Source organism: Grimontia kaedaensis (genome assembly GCF_023746615.1).
Lineage (GTDB): Bacteria > Pseudomonadota > Gammaproteobacteria > Enterobacterales > Vibrionaceae > Enterovibrio > Enterovibrio kaedaensis.
The window spans coordinates 1-20,057 of sequence record NZ_CP082275.1 but is presented as its reverse complement, the minus strand read 5'-3'; the positions used below and the strand labels follow the sequence as shown (position 1 = coordinate 20,057).

16 protein-coding genes are annotated in these 20,057 nt (G+C 49.7%); 8 read left to right on the top strand and 8 right to left on the bottom strand.

The features are described 5' to 3' along the window. Positions 1 to 18: 18 nt before the first annotated feature. Entirely contained in the window at positions 19 to 645 is a 627-nt protein-coding gene (locus tag K6Q96_RS00080; RefSeq protein WP_251876942.1) for a YigZ family protein, read from the bottom strand. 254 nt (positions 646 to 899) lie between these two features. On the opposite strand from K6Q96_RS00080, the gene fadB reads away from it, so the two are divergent. From fadB to acuI, 3 genes are all read left to right on the top strand, one after another. Further along, entirely contained in the window at positions 900 to 3,065 is a 2,166-nt protein-coding gene (fadB, locus tag K6Q96_RS00075) for a fatty acid oxidation complex subunit alpha FadB (protein ID WP_251876941.1), read from the top strand. A 27-nt stretch (positions 3,066 to 3,092) separates the two neighbouring features. Then, entirely contained in the window at positions 3,093 to 4,256 is a 1,164-nt protein-coding gene (gene fadA / locus K6Q96_RS00070; RefSeq protein ID WP_251876940.1) for an acetyl-CoA C-acyltransferase FadA, read from the top strand. A gap of 172 nt (positions 4,257 to 4,428) precedes the next feature. Beyond that, a complete protein-coding gene (gene acuI / locus K6Q96_RS00065) occupies positions 4,429 to 5,409 on the top strand; it encodes an acrylyl-CoA reductase (NADPH) (protein WP_251876939.1) in 981 nt (326 codons plus the stop codon). A 65-nt stretch (positions 5,410 to 5,474) separates the two neighbouring features. Here acuI and K6Q96_RS00060 read toward each other — a convergent pair whose 3' ends face one another. Beyond that, positions 5,475 to 6,416 (bottom strand): LysR family transcriptional regulator, encoded by a 942-nt coding sequence (locus tag K6Q96_RS00060; RefSeq protein WP_251879673.1) that lies wholly within the window; start codon positions 6,414 to 6,416, stop codon positions 5,475 to 5,477. A 323-nt stretch (positions 6,417 to 6,739) separates the two neighbouring features. Here K6Q96_RS00060 and tusA point away from each other — a divergent pair, with 323 nt between their 5' ends. Beyond that, positions 6,740 to 6,985, top strand: a complete 246-nt coding sequence (tusA, locus tag K6Q96_RS00055; RefSeq protein ID WP_046303100.1) for a sulfurtransferase TusA — start codon at positions 6,740 to 6,742, stop codon at positions 6,983 to 6,985. A gap of 65 nt (positions 6,986 to 7,050) precedes the next feature. On the opposite strand, the gene K6Q96_RS00050 is transcribed toward tusA, so the two are convergent. Both K6Q96_RS00050 and K6Q96_RS00045 read right to left on the bottom strand, forming a co-directional pair. Continuing rightward, positions 7,051 to 7,314, bottom strand: coding sequence for a hypothetical protein (locus K6Q96_RS00050; protein WP_251876938.1), 264 nt, complete (start codon positions 7,312 to 7,314; stop codon positions 7,051 to 7,053). A gap of 100 nt (positions 7,315 to 7,414) precedes the next feature. After that, positions 7,415 to 7,972 carry a TMEM165/GDT1 family protein gene (locus K6Q96_RS00045; protein WP_002540771.1) on the bottom strand — a complete coding sequence of 186 codons (558 nt, stop codon included), beginning with the start codon at positions 7,970 to 7,972 and terminating at the stop codon, positions 7,415 to 7,417. Between the two features lie 361 nt (positions 7,973 to 8,333). Here K6Q96_RS00045 and glyQ point away from each other — a divergent pair, with 361 nt between their 5' ends. The 4 genes from glyQ to K6Q96_RS00025 all read left to right on the top strand — a co-directional run bounded on the left by glyQ (position 8,334) and on the right by K6Q96_RS00025 (position 13,953). Continuing rightward, positions 8,334 to 9,251, top strand: a complete 918-nt coding sequence (glyQ, locus tag K6Q96_RS00040; protein WP_251876937.1) for a glycine--tRNA ligase subunit alpha — start codon at positions 8,334 to 8,336, stop codon at positions 9,249 to 9,251. Position 9,252: 1 nt separating this feature from the next. Beyond that, positions 9,253 to 11,319 (top strand): glycine--tRNA ligase subunit beta, encoded by a 2,067-nt coding sequence (gene glyS / locus K6Q96_RS00035; RefSeq protein WP_251876936.1) that lies wholly within the window; start codon positions 9,253 to 9,255, stop codon positions 11,317 to 11,319. A 321-nt stretch (positions 11,320 to 11,640) separates the two neighbouring features. Continuing rightward, the gene (locus K6Q96_RS00030; RefSeq protein ID WP_251876935.1) at positions 11,641 to 12,891 is read left to right on the top strand and encodes a valine--pyruvate transaminase; all 1,251 of its coding nucleotides are present in this window, start codon (positions 11,641 to 11,643) and stop codon (positions 12,889 to 12,891) included. Positions 12,892 to 13,065: 174 nt separating this feature from the next. Further along, positions 13,066 to 13,953 (top strand): alpha/beta hydrolase, encoded by an 888-nt coding sequence (locus K6Q96_RS00025; RefSeq protein WP_251876934.1) that lies wholly within the window; start codon positions 13,066 to 13,068, stop codon positions 13,951 to 13,953. A gap of 100 nt (positions 13,954 to 14,053) precedes the next feature. On the opposite strand, the gene gyrB is transcribed toward K6Q96_RS00025, so the two are convergent. Genes gyrB through dnaA form a run of 4 tightly spaced genes read right to left on the bottom strand, consistent with a single transcriptional unit; the run spans position 14,054 to position 20,057 of the window. Next, positions 14,054 to 16,471: a DNA topoisomerase (ATP-hydrolyzing) subunit B gene (gene gyrB / locus K6Q96_RS00020; RefSeq protein ID WP_251876933.1), complete on the bottom strand. Its 2,418-nt coding sequence runs from the start codon at positions 16,469 to 16,471 to the stop codon at positions 14,054 to 14,056. A gap of 20 nt (positions 16,472 to 16,491) precedes the next feature. Further along, entirely contained in the window at positions 16,492 to 17,568 is a 1,077-nt protein-coding gene (recF, locus tag K6Q96_RS00015; RefSeq protein ID WP_251876932.1) for a DNA replication/repair protein RecF, read from the bottom strand. 1 nt (position 17,569) lies between these two features. Then, entirely contained in the window at positions 17,570 to 18,670 is a 1,101-nt protein-coding gene (gene dnaN, locus K6Q96_RS00010; protein ID WP_046303087.1) for a DNA polymerase III subunit beta, read from the bottom strand. A gap of 1 nt (position 18,671) precedes the next feature. Beyond that, positions 18,672 to 20,057: a chromosomal replication initiator protein DnaA gene (dnaA, locus tag K6Q96_RS00005; RefSeq protein ID WP_002540782.1), complete on the bottom strand. Its 1,386-nt coding sequence runs from the start codon at positions 20,055 to 20,057 to the stop codon at positions 18,672 to 18,674.

The following is a 20,057-nucleotide window of genomic DNA, read 5'->3' as shown; positions in this document are numbered from 1 at the left end:
TTCAGGGGTGAGCCTGAATTATGTATTTTTATCAAGCCCGGCCACGCTAACCTGACCGCGGGAGCGATTAAAAATCTCCGCTGCGATCTGTTCGGCACTCCGTGCATCCACTTCCACTGTCATCTCCACATTATGGCTGAATTCAGTATTAACCTGAACCGCGTTATGGGAAGCCAGTATCGATTCGATCAAGGCAATGTGAGGGTATTCACAGCTTATTGTGAACTGAACCGTAATCGCCTTCTCTTTCGTTGCCAGTTGCAGTAGCGCCTGTTGCACACCGCCACCATAAGCTTTGACAAGCCCACCAGTCCCAAGCCGGATACCACCATAGTAGCGCGTCACCACTGCAGTGACCTCACCCACACCACTGCCAGATAGCTGCGCAAGGATAGGTTTACCGGCCGTGCCGGAAGGTTCTCCGTCATCACTAAAGCCCCAACTCATCGAGTCTTCAGGACGCCCAGCAACGAATGCCCAACAGTTATGGCGTGCATCAGCATGCTTCGCTTTGATTTTTGCCACAAACGCTTTGGCACTTTCGATGCCTGGCGTATGGGCGAGATAGGTAATAAAGCGGCTCTTCTTTATCTCTTCTTCCGATATTACGGGTGATAACGGGATCAGATAGGGCGAGATATTCATGCGAGTCACCATAAATTGAAAAGGCGCGGGATTTTAACACAAGAAAATCGTAACACAGCAAAAGCGCTAACTCGTTGAAATAGTGAGAATGCAAGATTCAAACAGATAGTTTAAACACAAATTTCAAACATCTGTTTAACATTTCTATTGCCTTTTTGTTCAGCCCGGCTCAGACTAAAGCTGACTATAACGACTACCCTCTACCTAAAGGTAAACCAAACCAGACAAAGAATCTGGCAATACGGAGATAGAACATGATTTACCAAGGTGACACCCTGTCCGTGCGCTATCTAGAAGATGGCCTCGCGGAGCTGAACCTCGATGCACCCGGCTCTGTTAATAAATTCGACCTTGCAACACTGGAAAGTCTCAACGAGGCGCTTAATGCTCTCTCGCAAAAGTCCGACGTAAAAGCCCTGCTGCTGACGTCTGCCAAACCAGCGTTTGTCGTAGGCGCAGATATCACTGAATTCCTTGGCCTGTTTGCCAAGCCAGAGGAAGAGCTCTCAAATTGGGTCACGCACGCGAACGATATCTTCAACAAACTCGAAGATCTGCCTTTCCCTACCGTTTCCGTCATTTCCGGTTTCGCGCTAGGTGGTGGCTGCGAGTGCATTCTTGCTACTGATTTCCGTATTGCTGATTCCACCGCGCGCATCGGCCTGCCAGAAACCAAACTTGGCATCATGCCGGGCTTTGGCGGCACCGTGCGAATGCCTCGTCTGGTGGGTGCTGATACCGCGATGGAGCTCATCACCGCTGGTAAAGAAAGCAAAGCCGATGCCGCACTCAAAATCGGTCTGGTTGATGCCGTGACGGCACCGGATGACCTGCGTGATGCTGCGATTGCCCTTGCTAAGCAAGCCATTGAAGGCAAGTTGGATTGGCAATCACGTCGCGCACAGAAAAAAGCGCCACTGCAACTGAACAAGATAGAAGCCACCATGAGCTTCACCATGGCCAAAGGCATGGTGGCGCGTGTGGCAGGTCCTCACTACCCAGCTCCTATGACTGCAGTTGTGGCGATTGAAGAAGCGTCACGCTCCGATCGCGACGGTGCCTTGGTGGTTGAGAACAAACACTTCGTCAAATTGGCGAAGAACGATGTCACTCAGGCACTGGTTGGTATTTTCCTCAATGATCAGTACCTAAAATCCAAAGCCAAAAAAGCCGCCAAAGAAGGTAAGCCAACTGAGCGTGGTGCTGTACTGGGTGCAGGCATCATGGGTGGCGGTATCGCTTACCAGTCAGCCAGCAAAGGTGTACCGGTACTGATGAAAGACATCAGTCAGGCTTCGCTAGAAACTGGCATGAAAGAAGCGTCCAAACTGCTGAACAAGCAATTGGAGCGTGGTCGTCTTAACGGTTTGAAAATGGCAGAAGTACTTGCCTCTATCACCCCGAGCCTACACTACGCAGGTATCGAGCAATCTGATGTGGTTGTTGAAGCCGTGGTAGAGAACCCGAAAGTAAAAGCTGCAGTACTGAGCGAAGTGGAAGCCTTGCTGCCAGAAGGTGCTGTACTGACTTCCAACACCTCCACGATTCCTATCGATCTGTTGGCAAAATCGCTCAAGCGACCAGAAAACTTCTGCGGCATGCACTTCTTTAACCCAGTGCACCGCATGCCACTGGTAGAAGTCATTCGCGGTAAAGATACCTCAGAAGAAACAGTGGCACGCGTGGTGGCGTATGCCGCCAAGATGGGTAAAAGCCCAGTGGTCGTCAACGACTGTCCAGGGTTCTTCGTAAACCGCGTGCTGTTCCCCTACTTTGCTGGTTTCAGCATGCTGCTTCGTGACGGCGCTGACTTCACCAAAGTCGACAAAGTGATGGAGAAAAAATTCGGCTGGCCAATGGGCCCTGCTTACCTACTTGATGTCGTAGGTATTGATACTGCGCACCATGCACAGGCTGTGATGGCAGAAGGCTTCCCAGAACGTATGGCGAAAAGCTACCGCGATGCTGTCGATGTGATGTTTGAGTCCGAGCGCTTTGGTCAGAAGAATGGCATCGGTTTCTACAAATACTCGGTCGACCGCAAAGGCAAACCGAAGAAAGACGTGGATGCTGATGTTGCAGGCCTGCTGTCATCAGTACTCGGTTCGGCGACCGATTACAGCGACGAAGAGATCATCAACCGCATGATGGTGCCGATGATCAACGAAGTAGTGCGTTGTCTGGAAGAAGGTATTATCGCGACTCCTCAGGAAGCAGACATGGCGCTGGTTTACGGCCTTGGCTTCCCTCCATTCCGAGGCGGTGTATTCCGTTATCTGGATACCATTGGACTGGCAAACTATGTTGCTATGGCTGACCAACTGGCCAACCTGGGCCCTGCCTATGAAGTGCCGCAAGGTCTTCGCGACAAAGCTGCCAAAGGCGAAGGGTATTTCGATGCCCAACGACAGTCTGCCTAACCACAAGGAATTGAGAGGGAAAACAACATGAAAAACGTCGTGATTGTCGATTGTATTCGAACCCCGATGGGCCGCTCCAAAGCCGGTGCTTTCCGCCACACCCGTGCGGAAGATTTGTCAGCGCACCTGATGGCGTCTCTGCTTGCACGTAACCCGCAGCTGGATCCAACAGAAATCGAGGATATCTACTGGGGCTGTGTACAGCAGACACTTGAACAAGGCTTCAACGTCGCCCGTAACGCAGCGCTGCTCGCTGGCATTCCACACACAGTAGCCGCCACTACGGTTAACCGTCTGTGTGGCTCTTCCATGCAGGCATTGCATGATGCCGCACGTGCCATTCAAGTGGGCGATGCCGATGTCTGCCTGATTGGTGGCGTTGAGCACATGGGTCATGTTCCTATGACTCACGGTGTCGACTTCCACCCGGGTCTTTCCAAGTCTGTGGCAAAAGCCGCTGGTATGATGGGTCTGACCGCAGAGATGCTGGGTCGCATCCATGGTATCAGCCGTGAACAGCAAGATGCCTTTGCTGCCCGCTCCCACCAGCGCGCGTATGCTGCCACCGTGGAAGGCCGCTTTAAAAATGAAATCATGCCTACCGAAGGCCATGATGAGAAAGGCGGACTCTTCCTGATGGAAAACGATGAAGTTATCCGTCCGGAAACCACAGTGGAAACTCTTTCAGGTCTGCGCCCAGTATTCGATCCAGCTAACGGCACAGTAACCGCAGGTACGTCTTCCGCCCTGTCTGACGGTGCCGCGGCCATGCTGGTGATGAGTGAAGACAAAGCCAAAGCGCTCGGCCTACCGATTCGTGCTCGCGTGCGTTCGATGGCAGTCGCAGGCTGCGATCCTTCTATCATGGGTTATGGTCCCGTACCGGCGACGCAAAAAGCACTGAAGCGTGCAGGTGTCACCATTGATGACATCGGCATGATTGAGCTTAACGAAGCCTTCGCTGCGCAGTCACTACCTTGTGCAAAAGATCTGGGCTTGCTGGATAAAGTCGACGAGAAAGTGAACCTCAACGGTGGCGCGATCGCACTGGGTCACCCTCTGGGTTGTTCAGGCGCACGTATCTCTACTACGCTTATCAACCTGATGGAGCACAATGATGTCGAGCTGGGTCTTGCCACCATGTGTATCGGTTTAGGTCAGGGTATTGCTACGGTGTTTGAGCGCGTTTAAACAAAAACGTGTCGTCATCAAAGCCGGGTTTAATACCCGGCTTTGTTATTTGTAGCGGAGCATAGCTATGTGCTTAACGCATATTAATCATGATTTAGTTTCATTATTTTCATGACTACTTTGGTTCTACACTGTATTTCATACGTTTATTCCCCTTTCCGGAGGACATCCCATGTTCAAAGCACTGGTACTGGACCAAGCTGACAAAATCACCACTTCAAGCATTCAAGAACTCGACGTTGGCCGACTGCCACAAGGCGATGTGCTGATCGACGTGGATTACTCCTCACTGAACTACAAAGATGGTCTGGCTATTACAGGCAAGGGCAAGATCTGTCGTGAGTTCCCAATGGTGCCAGGTATCGACCTGACAGGAACAGTGGCAGAATCTTCAGATTCACGTTTTACCACCGGACAGAAAGTGGTACTGACTGGCTGGGGCGTCGGTGAAACCCATTGGGGTGGCATGGCACAAAAAGCGCGCCTCAAAGCTGACTGGTTGGTTCCACTGCCAGAAAGGCTCTCTGGCGATCAAGCAATGAAAATCGGTACTGCGGGTTTGACAGCCATGCTGTGTGTACAGGCACTTCAAGATGCTGGCATCACACCAGAGAAAGGTGAAATTCTGGTGACAGGCGCAAGTGGCGGTGTCGGTTCAGTGGCAGTCACGCTGCTGTCTGAACTGGGTTATCAAGTGGTAGCAGTAACAGGCCGTTCAAGCGAGAACGGTGAGTGGCTAAAATCGCTGGGCGCGTCGCGCGTGGTAGAGCGTAGCGAATTTGAAGAACCCGCTCGTCCATTGGAAAAACAAATTTGGGCAGGCGCGATAGATACCGTTGGCAGCAAAATGCTGGCAAAAGTGCTGGCGCAGGTTGATTACGACGGCGCAGTCGCAGCATGTGGTCTTGCAGGAGGTTTCGATCTGCCAACCACAGTCATGCCATTTATCCTACGCGGCGTGAAACTGCTGGGTGTGGATTCTGTATACGCGCCTTTCGAGCGTCGCCAGAAAGCGTGGCAGCGTATCTCTGAGATATTGCCAGCAAGCTACTACGATAACGGCTGTCGCGAAATCTCGCTGGAAGAAGTGCCAGACGCAGCAGAAGCCATCACCAATGGCCAAATCACTGGCCGTGTGGTGATCAAGCTGTAAGCCTTCTTTGAGGTATAAAAAAAACGGAGCCTATCGGCTCCGTTTTTTGTTTGAAAGACTATAGGTCAAACAAACCCCATGTCTTTAATCCGTGTATCGATAAGGCGGCTGCACTCTTCTTTAATCAGGTTTCGAAGCCATACCTGCGCCGCAGAATGCTCCGTCCTTGGGTGCCAAATCAGGGAGTAATCAAACGGCTTAAAATCAAACGGTAATGGTTTAATCACCAAATCGTATTTTTCACCCACCAGATACGCCAAGTCAGCAGGAACGGTAATGATAAGTGGCAGGCTATCAAGCATCGCCACAGCGGCTTCCAGGTGATAAGCACGTAGTGCCAGTTTCGGCTCCGGGTGTCCACGCAACGCTTCATCTATCAGCGCTTTCACACCATCACTGATAGCAATCACTGCATGTGGGTAAGCCAGGTAGTCTTCGAGCGTCAGCGCTTTATCGGCCAAAGGGTGATGTTTCGACACCATGCAAAATACGCTCACCAGTCCCAACCTGTCAGACTGAAGCGGGTCAACCGGACCAGTCGGGCGGCAAATCGCCATGTCGCAACCTTCCGAGGTCAACTGACGCATTAACTGGTCATGCTGCAAAGGGGCGAACTCCAGTGACAAACCTGGCGCTTCCTCATAAATACGCGGCAATGCAAATGGCAAAATGGTTTGCATGGCGTAATCAGTCGTTGCGATCTTAAAAGACTGCTCACACTTGGCCGGATCAAACTCTTCAGGCGAAAGGACATGACGAAGTGTATCTAGTGGCGCTGTCAGTTGAGCATTCAACTCCAACGCTCTTTGGGTTGGGATCAGCTGTTGTCCATGCCGGGTAAACAAGGGATCGCCCGTAAGGCTTCTCAATCGTCCCAGCACCCTACTCATCGCTGACTGGCTAAGGCTTAAACGGATAGCCGCTTTACTCACGCTACCTTCTTCCAACAGCACACGAAGCGCGATTAACAGGTTTAAGTCGCGGCGGTAGATATCTTCAAGTTCCATAACATGCCCAAAGAGTGGTAACGTTGCCATTATAAGCATGCCGGTCACCGATAAGGGTGATTAAGAAAGGCGTTTATTGATATTTGGCGAACGCCAGATAAAAAAAATCCCGCATTAAAGCGGGGAAGCCCAAGAAAACTGGGTGTGAGTGTAGTCGATGAGTGAGTTAGCCTAGCTGTTTCGCCATGTTCACGTTCGTTTGAACACTATTCGTTAACAACTTGTTAATTAAGTTACACATGTTTTTTACAAAACCAACCCCTGTTGAATATTTAGTCTTCATAAGTATGATCGGGTCGACGTTTTTAATGTGATAAATGCAGATGAGCTCAGAATTTGAAAATCCGGATCACTTTTTAGACGCAGAAGGCCTGCGTTGTCCGGAACCGGTCATGATGGTAAGAAAAACAATCCGCAACATGGCGGAGGGGGAAACCTTACTGGTGACGGCGGACGATCCGTCCACGACACGCGACATCCCAAGTTTCTGCCGTTTCATGGACCACACCCTTGTTGCCCATGAGTCAGAAACAAGCCCATTCCGCTATCTGATCAAGAAAGGTCTTTAAGACCTTCTGAGCAGATAAACGAGGGGAAATGAAAAAGGCAGCCAAGGCTGCCTTTTTCGTGTCTGTCAGTAATCTGATGCTTGTTCAACGTCGTTCACTTTCCGTTTGAGCGTGGCGTTTTCATGCTCCAGTTCCCGCATGGCCTTTTTCATTGGTAATACGTAACGCACTCTCACCAAAGCATCAATCGATAAGTAAGTGGTTACTATTGCGCCAACCACCATAGGAACCCACATATCAGTTAGCACCATTCCAAGAATATTCAGCGCCAATGCAAAGTGGAACAGCCACATCTGGCTTTTAGGGCTGATCGCCAGAAACCTGTCCATAACACGCTCCTTAATCACGATGACACTAACGCCAAACTACCATGGAACCGTCGGAGAGGTTGCTGATGAAATCACACATTCAGGCGTCTGGTTATGTTTCTTATCGCATAAAGAAAGTACCGATCGCGAGTACAGCAAACAACCCTGCCGTCACATACCGTACAACGTTCAATGGCAATGCATTTGCAGCCTTGTGACCCAGCAATACCACCGGGACATTGGCCAGCAGCATACCGATAGTCGTACCAATAATGACCATGGTCAGCGCTTCAGCATTTTGAGCACCGAGTACCGTTGTTGCCACCTGGGTTTTGTCGCCAATTTCTGCAATAAAGAAGGCGATGAAACTCGCCACAAACGGGCCCCGGTTTGACACACTTTCTTCATCATCGAGCTTGTCAGGGATCAACACCCAAACTGCCATCACCGCAAAGCTGACGATCAGCACCCAACGCAAGACTTCTTCGGTAAGATAATCGGCAACAACCACACCCAGCCAGGCAGCAACTGCATGGTTAAGGATTGTGGCGAAAAAGATTGCAAGAATAATAGGTACTGGCTTTCGGTATCGACTGGCCAGTAACAGGGAAAGGAGTTGGGTTTTATCACCAATTTCTGCCAACGCAACGGTGGCAATGGATATCGCTAACACGCTCATTATTGTTTTCCAGGGCGAGGATTATTATTCGAAAACCATGACAACCCACGCGCCCCGCCCGGTTCGCGTGAAGTGTCATTGGTCTCGTCAAACCCACTATCGTGTGTCGCCATTACCATGAAGATTGAGCTTCAAATATGTTGATAATGGCCTCGCTGGCGCGAGAGACTACTCCCCAAGAGCGTGCGCATTTTAGCCTCAACGCCTGACGGAATACAACCTCCGCCCGTTTTACCTTTCGACCCCGCTCGCCACCTTTGAAACCAAAGGACAAAAAACCGCCATTACCCCTACTTATCCCAAGCCTTGCGCGCTATAATCGCGTGTTATTTTCACTTCATTAAATCGCGCGAACCTGACGATGCAAAAATTCGACGTTAAAACTTTTCAGGGCATGATCCTCGCGCTGCAGGATTACTGGGCCCAACAAGGTTGTACCATCGTACAACCGCTCGACATGGAGGTAGGTGCAGGCACCTCTCACCCAATGACTTGTCTGCGTGCAATTGGTCCAGAGCCAATCGCAGCAGCTTACGTTCAGCCTTCTCGTCGTCCAACTGACGGCCGTTACGGTGAAAACCCTAACCGTCTGCAACACTACTACCAGTTCCAGACCATCCTGAAGCCGTCTCCGGACAACATTCAGGAACTGTATCTTGGTTCGCTGCGTGTTCTTGGTATTGACCCTGAAGTTCATGACATCCGCTTCGTAGAAGACAACTGGGAAAACCCGACACTGGGTGCCTGGGGTCTTGGCTGGGAAGTTTGGCTGAACGGCATGGAAGTTACCCAGTTTACTTACTTCCAACAAGTAGGTGGTCTTGAGTGTAAGCCTGTTACCGGCGAAATCACTTACGGTATCGAACGTCTGGCGATGTACATCCAAGGCGTCGATTCAGTTTACGATCTGGTATGGACTGATGGCCCATTCGGCAAAGTAACCTACGGCGATATCTTCCACCAGAATGAAGTAGAGCAATCGACCTACAACTTCGAATACGCTGACGTAGACTTCCTGTTCACTTACTTCGACCAGTGCGAGAAAGAGTGTAAATCTCTGCTTGAACTTGAGAAGCCTCTGCCACTACCAGCGTATGAGCGCATCCTGAAAGCAGGTCATGCTTTCAACCTGCTGGACGCACGCAAAGCTATCTCAGTGACCGAGCGTCAACGCTACATCCTGCGTATCCGCAACCTGACCAAGTCAGTTGCTGAAGCGTACTACGCATCCCGTGAAGCTCTTGGCTTCCCAATGTGTAATAAGGGTGAGGAGAAGTAAGATGGCGAACAATTTTCTGATTGAGCTGGGTACTGAAGAGCTGCCACCAACGCAACTTCGTACACTGGCTGAAGCATTTGCAGCAAACTTTGAGCAAGAGCTGAAAGACGCTGAACTGACCCACGAAGGTATGGTTTGGTACGCAACCCCTCGTCGTCTGGCACTGAAAGTCATTGCGCTGGCTGACCAACAAGCTGACAAGATGGTTGAGAAACGTGGCCCTGCCATCTCTGCCGCTTTTGACGCAGACGGCAACCCAACCAAAGCGGCACAGGGTTGGGCGCGTGGTTGTGGTATCGATGTATCAGAAGCCGAGCGTATGGTGACTGATAAAGGTGAATGGCTGCTGTTCAAGCAAGAAGTTAAAGGTAAGAACACCAAAGACATCGTTGTCGCACTGGCTGATAAGGCACTGGCGAATCTGCCAATCGCAAAGCCAATGCGCTGGGGTGACAAAGACACCCTGTTCATCCGTCCGGTGAAGACCCTGACTATCCTGTTGGGTGACGAGCTGATTGAAGGCACCATCATGGGTGTTGATTCAGCGCGTACCATTCGTGGTCACCGCTTTATGGGTGAAGCGGAATTTACTATCGACAATGCTGACCAGTATCCAGCGATTCTGGAAGAGCGCGGTAAAGTCATTGCCGATTACGAAGCACGTAAAGCCACTATCATCGCTGATGCCCAAAAGGCAGCAGAGCTGGTTGGCGGTATTGCTGATCTGGAAGATGACCTTGTTGAGGAAGTCACCTCTCTGGTTGAGTGGCCAGTGGTACTGACTGCAACCTTCGAAGAGAAGTTCCTGAAGGTTCCTTCAGAAGCCTTGGTTTACACTATGAAAGGCGACCAGAAGTACTTCCCTGTTTACAGCGAAGACAAGCAGCTTCTGCCTAACTTCATCTTCGTATCAAACATCGAATCGAAGGAACCTCGCCACGTTATCGAAGGTAACGAAAAAGTGGTTCGTCCTCGTCTGGCGGATGCAGAGTTCTTCTTCGACACCGACCGTAAGCGTCCTTTGATTGACCGTCTGCCACAGCTGGAAACGGCTATTTTCCAAAAGCAGTTGGGTACCATCAAAGACAAGACAGACCGCATCACTGAGCTTGCTGGCTACATTGCTGACAAGATTGGTGCTGATGTCGAAAAAGCAAAACGTGCGGGCCTTCTGGCCAAATGCGACCTGATGACCTCCATGGTTTTCGAATTCACCGAAACTCAGGGCGTGATGGGTATGCACTACGCGCGTCATGATGGCGAAGCAGAAGACGTTGCCGTTGCACTGAATGAGCAATACATGCCGCGTTTCGCAGGTGATGAACTGCCAGGCAATGGTGTTTCTTCAGCACTGGCGATGGCAGACAAGCTGGATACCATCGTAGGTATCTTCGGTATTGGCCAGGCACCAAAAGGTTCTGACCCATTTGCGCTGCGTCGTGCTTCTCTGGGTGTCCTTCGCATTATCGTTGAGTACGGTTACGATCTGGATCTGACCGATCTGATTGCCAAAACCAAATCGCTGTTCGGCGACCGTCTGACTAACGATAAGGTTGAAGCTGACGTTATCGAATTCATGCTGGGTCGTTTCCGTGCATGGTATCAGGACGAAGGCCATAGCGTAGATGCCATCCAAGCCGTGCTTGCAATGAACCCTACCCAACCGGCTGATTTCGACAAGCGCGTGAAAGCTGTAACGCACTTCCGTTCACTAGATGCTGCTGAGTCTCTGGCAGCAGCAAACAAACGTGTAGGTAACATCCTAGCGAAATACGACGGCGAATTGTCTGACACCATCAACAGTGAGCTGTTGGTGGAAGATGCAGAGAAGGCGTTGGCTCAAAAGGTCACCTCAATGGTTGAAGCGCTGAAGCCTGTCTTTGCAGCCGGTGATTACCAAGCTGCACTGACCCAATTGGCAGATTTGCGCGAACCTGTTGATACCTTCTTCGACAACGTGATGGTAATGGCTGAAGACGAAGCGCTGAAGGCGAACCGTCTGGCACTGCTCAATACCCTGCGTAGCCAGTTTATGAATGTTGCAGATATCTCTCTGCTTCAGAAATAAGCGCGGCAAGAAAAGTTAATCAAGAGCCCCGTTTGAACGGGGCTTTTTTGTATCTATATAATTGACTTTCCACCAGCCTCATTCACAGCCTCTACAGCGATGTCTTTGATTCTATCTAATCTAAAATTTTCGGTATGTTTCACGTGGAACATCTCTCGAAACGCTTTCTAAACCTCCCTCTTTCCGTATCTGAAACGACAACCTTTCCGCCGTTCGCTACATGTTAAAAAGAAAGCAGAAATTGCATTCATTTTGCGCAATGATTCAGTTATGGTTTGTCGACTAACCTGAAGGAACAAAGGATTAAATAGGTTTCGCGCTATGCAGTTTTCTAAGTTTGGAAATAAGTTTTCTCAGCATTCCGGCATCACACAGTTGATGGACGATCTCAATGACGGACTAAGAAACCCGGATGCCATTATGCTTGGTGGTGGTAACCCAGCGGCGATTCCTGAAATGCTTGAGCATTTTGAAGACTTGAGTAGACGGATGCTAGATGATGGCTCTCTTGTCGCAGCACTCTCAAACTACGATGGCCCGCAAGGGAAAACAGCTTTTATCGCAGCATTGGCAGAGATGTTGAATAAGACATATGGATGGCAGGTGACATCAAAAAACATCATGCTGACCAATGGCAGTCAGTGCGCCTTCTTTTATCTCTTCAACCTTTTCGGCGGGCAGTATGATGACGGCAGCTTTAAGAAGATCCTCCTGCCTTTAACACCTGAATATATTGGTTACGCCGATTCGGGTTTGGACCCTGATATCTTTACCAGCTTCAAACCGACTATCGAGCATCTGGATAACCGCCAGTTTAAATACCATGTAGATTTTGATGCGCTGGAAATTGACGAGTCAGTTGCGGCTATTTGTGCCTCACGACCAACAAACCCAACCGGAAACGTACTTACTGATGAAGAGATCGCAAAGCTTGATAAGCTGGCACGAGCGAACAATATTCCCCTCATCATCGACAATGCTTATGGCGTCCCCTTCCCTAACATCATCTTCGAAGATGTGAAGCCTTTCTGGAATGAGAACACTATCCTGTGTTCAAGCTTATCAAAGTTAGGTTTACCAGGTGTACGCTGCGGCATCATCATTGCGCAGGAAGAGATTATCACTGCCCTATCCAACATCAATGGCATTGTCAGCTTGTCACCTTGTGGTGTTGGCCCTGCACTCGCACTTGAGATGATTAAAACCGGCGACTTACTGTCGCTCAGTGAAACCGTCATTAAGCCCTTCTATCAGAAGAAAGCCAAACGTAGTATCGAGCTTCTTCAAAAAGCGATTCCTGATAACCGATTCAAAATACACAAACCAGAAGGTGCTATCTTCCTTTGGCTTTGGTTTGAGGGGCTACCCATCAGCACCAAAGAACTATACCAGCGCCTAAAGCAACGCGGTTTACTGATTGTACCTGGCGAATACTTCTTTATTGGTTCAGACCTGGATTGGGATCATACCCGTGAATGCCTAAGAATGAACTATGTTCAGTATGACGACGCCATTGCGCGGGGTATCGAGATACTTAAAGAGGAAGTGGAAAAGGCTTACGCTGAGTCTTAATTCTCCACCAAAGGTTCCACGTGAAACATCGCCCAGTTGGTAAATCGACTGGGCTTCTTTGTGCTCATCTTATAATTGGACTCACTAATCTGCTCGCAAACAGCAAAACGTGTTCTTTAGTCATTTGAATTTAACCGCTAGTGTTTCACGTGAAACACCGATTGGGAGGATTCAATGACAGTGAATAAAGCAAATTGTGTGGCAGAAACTGATGTAAAAGTTGGAGTTCTGACAGGAGCATTAATCGAACCAAAATCCTTTCGACATAGCGAAACGGTTTATCTGATTATTGCTGGGAGTGGCCCCACGGATAGAGATGGTAATCAGCCATCGATAACAACGGATACGTACAAGAAGCTCGCTCATGCCCTTTCAAAACAAAACATCGCTTCATACCGCTATGACAAAAGAGGTGTCAGTGAAAGCAAAGTAGATGGGTTAAAAGAAGAAAACCTCACCATTGATACCTATATAAATGACGCTGTTTACGTGATTGACTGGCTTCGTAATAGATACCCAGCCTCGAAAGTAGGCGTCATTGGTCATAGTGAAGGTGGGCTCATCGGTCTCGCTGCAGGACTGAAAACAGAAATTGATAAGCTCGTGCTCGTCGCCACACCGGGTCGCCCAATAGACCAAATCATAGTGGAACAACTTTCAGCGCGAGCTCCCCAACTTGTTAATGAAGCCGAAGCCATTATCGATGCATTAAAACACGGTGAAAACGTCACTCACATCAGCGATAGCCTATTTCAGCTATTTAGACCCTCAGCCCAGCCTTATATGAAATCCTTACTGAGACTGGATCCCTGTTCTCTACTATCCAAAAGAAAAGGTAAAACTCTCATTGTTCAAGGGGAGCGTGATTTACAAGTGACAAAAGAAGATGCACTTGCACTTTATGCGGATAACGAAAAACAAGTGACCCTAAGATTAGTCGATTCGATGAATCACGTTCTGGTGGCGGTAAACGATAACCTAGAAGATAACTTGGCGTCTTATCAGAATCCGTCTTTAGCCATTCATGAAGAATTGATAAACGGTATAATTGAATACGCTTAAAGAATTAAAATTCAATAACTTAAATAAATACATCACGCTACGTAAAAAAAACGCCGCTAATGCGGCGTTAGGTACTCAGATTTTACGTAGAATCACGTGGTTACACATCGAGGTTGGCAACCTTCAGGGCATTATCTTCGATAAACGCACGACGTGGTTCAACGTGATCACCCATCAATGTCGTGAAGAGCTCATCTGCTGCTACCGCATCCTGAATGGTCACGCGCATCATACGACGTGATTCTGGGTCCATGGTGGTTTCCCAAAGTTGATCAGGGTTCATCTCACCCAGACCTTTGTAGCGCTGACGGCTAAGGCCGCGGTTAGATTCTTTAATCAACCAAGCCAGCGCATCTGCAAAGCTCTTAACAGGTTGCTTACGCTCACCACGTTGAATGTATGCAGTATCATCCAGAAGACCATCAAGTGCTTCTGCCAAATCAGCGATACGTCCGTACTCTTTTGAGTTCAGCAGGTCGTAGCTGATGAGATACTCATGATCAACGCCGTGGGTACGAACAATCAATTCTGGTTGGTAAGCCTGATGCTCTTCATCAAACTTCACCTCAGCGCGGTACTGGCTTTCACCGGTCGAGTTCTTATTCAGAACATCCACCAGCGTATCAATCCAGGCGCGTACTTCACCTTCGTTGCTCAGCGTATCTACACGCAGGCGCGGTTGGTAAACCAGCTCGTTGAGCATCGCGTATGGGTAACGACGGTTCATGCGCTTAATCAGCTTCATGACACCGTTGTACTGCTTCACAAGCTCTTCTAACGCCAGACCATTGAGTGCGGGTGCGTCTTGGTTAACGAAGAGTGAAGCATTTTCCAGCGCGATAGATACCTGGTATTGCTCCATCGCTTCATCATCTTTGATGTACTGCTCTTGCTTGCCCTTCTTCACTTTGTAAAGTGGCGGCTGAGCGATGTAGACATAGCCACGCTCAATCAGCTCAGGCATTTGGCGATAGAAGAAGGTCAACAGCAGCGTACGGATGTGCGAGCCGTCGACGTCCGCATCGGTCATGATGATGATGCTGTGGTAACGCAGTTTGTCCGGGTTGTACTCGTCACGGCCAATACCACAACCCAGCGCGGTGATTAGCGTGGCAACTTCCTGAGAAGAAAGCATCTTGTCGAAACGCGCTTTCTCAACGTTCAGGATTTTACCCTTCAGTGGCAGGATAGCCTGGTTCTTACGGTTACGACCCTGCTTCGCGGAACCGCCCGCAGAGTCACCCTCCACAATGTAGAGTTCAGACAGTGCAGGATCTTTTTCCTGACAGTCTGCAAGCTTGCCTGGCAGACCAGCCAAATCCAGCGCGCCTTTACGACGGGTCATTTCACGTGCTTTACGTGCCGCTTCACGCGCTCGCGCCGCATCAATGATTTTGCTACAAACGATCTTCGAGTCTTGTGGGTTCTCAATCAGGAACTCAGACAGTTTCTCGTTCATTGCTGACTCAACCGCAGACTTCACTTCTGAAGAAACCAGTTTGTCTTTAGTCTGGCTTGAGAATTTCGGATCCGGCACTTTCACAGACACAACGGCAGTCAAACCTTCACGGGCATCGTCGCCAGAAGTCGCTGCTTTGGCTTTCTTCGAATAGCCTTCTTTGTCCATGAAGGAGTTCAGCGTACGGGTCAGAGCTGCACGGAAACCGGCAAGGTGAGTACCGCCATCACGCTGAGGAATGTTGTTGGTGAAACAGTAAATGTTTTCCTGGAAACCATCGTTCCACTGCATTGACACTTCTACCGACACACCGTCTTCGCGTTCATGTTCAAAGTGGAACACAGTTGGGTGGATAGGTGTTTTGTTGCGGTTGAGGTGCTCTACGAATGCCCGGATACCACCTTCATACATGAAGTGGTCTTGTTTATTCTCTTCGCGCTCATCAACCAGCTTGATAGACACGCCAGAGTTCAGGAAGGACAGTTCACGCAAGCGTTTCGCCAGTATGTCGTAATGGAACGTAGTATCAGAGAAGGTCTCGTCACTTGGCCAGAAACGGATACGGGTACCGGTTTCGTCAGTGTCACCAATCGCTTCCAGCGGTTGCTCTGGAACACCCATCTTGTAGATTTGCTGGTGGATGTTGCCATGACGCCAGATGGTCAGCTCAAGCTTCTCAGACAAGGCGTTTACAACCGAAACACCTACACCGTGAAGACCACCGGAGACTTTGTACGAGTTGTCATCGAACTTACCACCGGCGTGAAGTACCGTCATGATAACTTCAGCTGCTGATACACCCTCTTCTTCATGGATGTCGACAGGAATACCACGACCGTCATCTTTTACAGATACCGAACCGTCTTCATGGATGGTGACCACGATGTCATTACAGTGACCAGCGAGAGCTTCATCGATAGAGTTATCGACCACCTCAAAGACCATGTGGTGCAGACCGGTACCGTCGTCAGTATCACCGATGTACATCCCCGGACGCTTTCGTACTGCATCCAGACCCTTGAGTACCTTGATACTCGATGAATCGTAATTGTTGGACATTGAGTTACTCTCGCTTAATTTTATTCTGCGGCTATTTTACCGTTTTCCACATGAAACATCTTACTATTTTCGTCGCACATTTCAGCGACCTGATCGGCACTAATGGCACTTACAAATACCTGTGCGCCTGTGGCTTTTAACTGCTCAGCCAATAGCGCCCGTCGTTGGCTATCCAACTCGGACGCAAAGTCATCTATCAAGTAGATGCATTGCTTTTGTTTGTCTTCGGTAAGTTGCTGGCCCTGTGCTAACCGAAGTGCACAAACCATCAACTTTAACTGCCCACGGGAAAGTACATCTTCCACCGGGGTGCCGCCCACGCGAAGGCGAAGATCTGCCTTGTGAGGACCACTGACCGTGTACCCGAGTTGCTGATCGCGTAAAAAGTTCTCGCGCAACAACTCAGCATAATCTGACTCTTTATCCCAACCACGCGTGTAGTTGAGTTTGATTTCATACTCAGGCAGAAACGCTTCACATAGCTTGGAAGCACGTTCTGAGAGCTTTTCAATGTAGTCTTTGCGCCACTGGTCAATTTGGTTAGCCAAAGGCGCTAATTCTGCATCCCAGTAGCTAAGCTCACGGTAGCTACGCGCTGTTTTCATCAGCGCATTTCGTTGCTTCGTAAGCCGTTTAACCCTAGACCACGCGGGGTAAAACTGGGGTTCCACGTGAAACACACCCCAGTCGATAAATGCACGGCGGAATTTAGGGCCACCGGTTAACAGCTCAAACCCTTCCGGGGTAATCAGCTGCATCGGCAAGACTTCGGCGAGCTGCACCAGCTTCTGCCCTTTTTCTTCACCGATTTTCACTTCTGTCGAACCGTCGCGGTTTTTCTGGAGTCCTACTGGTAGTAAGGACTCACCTGCATGCACGCGACCGTGTACAACTAATCTGTCTTGCTGGTGTCGGATCACCCTTCCGGTCAACTGGCTTCGAAATGAACGGCCATGCCCCAGATAGTAAACCGCCTCCAACACACTGGTTTTTCCACTGCCGTTAGGCCCTACAAGAAAATTGAAGCCTGATGACAGGCTAAGGTCACAGGCTTCAATATTTCTCAAATCATGGATAGAGAGTCGGGATAGCGCCATATTACAGACGAATAGGCATCACGACGTACATGGCGTCATCATTGCTGACATCTTCTACCAGTGTACTCGCGGTACCATCGGTCATCGAAAAGCGCACTTGTTCGCACTTAAGCGTATTTAATACATCCAGCACGTAACTGACGTTAAATCCGATTTCCAAGTCTTCGCCATCGTAATTAACGTCAACAAACTCTTCCGCTTCTTCCTGCTCGGGGTTATGCGCAGAAATGCGAAGCTGTCCTGAGCTCAGGTTCAAGCGCACGCCGCGGAATTTCTCATTCGACAATATCGCTGCACGTGAGAATGCCTGACGCAGCTCGTCACAATCTGCTTCCATGATTTTGTTGGAAGATTGCGGCATGACGCGGCGGTAATCAGGGAATCGACCATCCACCAGCTTGGAAGTAAACACAAACTGGTTCACCTGAGCGCGGATATTGGCACTGCCAATCTGGATGGTCACGGGCGCTTCTGGGTTATCCAGCATACGCATCAGTTCAGTCACGCCTTTGCGCGGCACAATCACTTGTTGGCCAGCCAATTCATTGTCGAGCGCAGTTGTACCTACCGCCATACGGTGACCGTCAGTGGCCACAGAGCGAAGCGTAGTGCCATCTGTCTCCAGCAGCATACCGTTTAGGAAGTAACGGACATCCTGGTTGGCCATGGAGAATGCAGTGCTTTCAATCAATTGGCGAAGCTTGCCTTGTGGCACCGTGAATTCCACGTTGCTCTGCCAATCTTCGATATTCGGAAAGTCAGCCGCTGGCAATGTCGACAAAGTAAAACGGCTGCGGCCTGAACGAATTACTGCGCGATCGCCTTCTAGCGTAAAACTGATAGGTGCGCTGTCTGGCAGACCACGGCAAATATCTAAAAACTTACGAGATGGAACGGTGACTGCCCCATCTTCTGCTTCACTTTCCAGCGGCAGGTTAGCAATCAGCTCAACTTCCAAATCCGTACAGGTCATGGAAAGTTGTCCGAACTCTACTTTCAGAAGGATATTGCCAAGAATAGGCAACGTAGGTCGTCCCCCTAATGCACCAGACACCTGCTGCAGGGGTTTCAAGAATTGGTCACGGGTAACTGTAAATTTCATATTAAGACGACAAAGTCCGGATCAGGTTGGAATAATCTTCTTTTATATCGTGGCTCTCTTCGCGCAGCTGTTCAATCTTTCGGCATGCGTGAAGTACCGTAGTATGATCGCGGCCACCAAATGCGTCACCAATCTCCGGCAAACTGTGGTTGGTCAGCTCTTTTGACAGTGCCATCGCCACCTGGCGTGGACGTGCCACAGAGCGGCTGCGACGTTTCGACAATAGGTCCGCCATTTTGATTTTGTAGTACTCGGCGACGGTCTTCTGGATGTTGTCGATGGTAACCAGTTTTTCCTGCAGCGCCAGCAAATCACGCAGGGCTTCGCGGACAAAATCGATGGTGATAGCACGGCCGGTGAAGTTAGCATTCGCTATCACGCGGTTCAGCGCCCCTTCAAGCTCTCGAACATTTGAGCGCAGACGTTTAGCGATAAAGAACGCCACTTCGTCTGGCAGGCGAATATTATGGTCCTCCGCCTTTTTCATCAAAATCGCCACACGGGTTTCAAGCTCTGGTGGCTCGATAGCAACGGTCAAACCCCAGCCAAAACGGGATTTGAGACGATCTTCCACGCCGCTGATCTCTTTTGGATAACGGTCAGAGGTGAGGATGATTTGTTGGTTACCTTCCAAGAGCGCATTGAAGGTGTGGAAGAACTCTTCCTGTGAGCGCTCTTTGTTAGCGAAGAATTGGATGTCATCGATAAGCAGCGCATCAACACTACGGTAGTAGCGCTTAAACTCTTCAATCTGGTTGTTCTGCAGCGCTTTAACCATGTCCTGAACAAAACGTTCAGAATGCATGTACACCACGCGCGCATCGGTTTTGCGATCAGAAATCGCATTACCCACAGCGTGCAACAAGTGGGTTTTACCCAAACCGGTGCCGCCGTAAAGGAAAAGTGGATTGTATGCAGCACCTGGGTTATCTGCCACCTGACGAGCTGCAGCCAAAGCGAGTTGGTTCGACTTACCTTCAACGAAGTTAGTGAACTTATGCTTGGGATTCACGTTAGAGCGGTGATTCACATCTGATTGCACAGGAGAAGGTGCAGGTTCCCAGGTACGACCAACAGGTTTAGCGGCGGGCGCAACAGGAGCTGGAGCTGCAGGCTGGCTTGGCGGCGCCACCGGGGCAACCGGCTTACTGCCAACTTCAAAGCGCAGCACAGGCAAGTCGTTACCGCAAAACTCATTCAGTAACTGATTGATGCTATTTAGGTATTTGTCGCGAACCCAATCCAGTACAAAACGGTTTGGCGCGAACAAAGTCAGGGTATTGTCATTTAACTCCGCCTGAAGCGGTCGAACCCACATGCTGAATTCTGTTGCAGGAAGGTCCTCTTGAAGGCGCTGAAGACACTGCAACCAAAGCGAAGATGACAC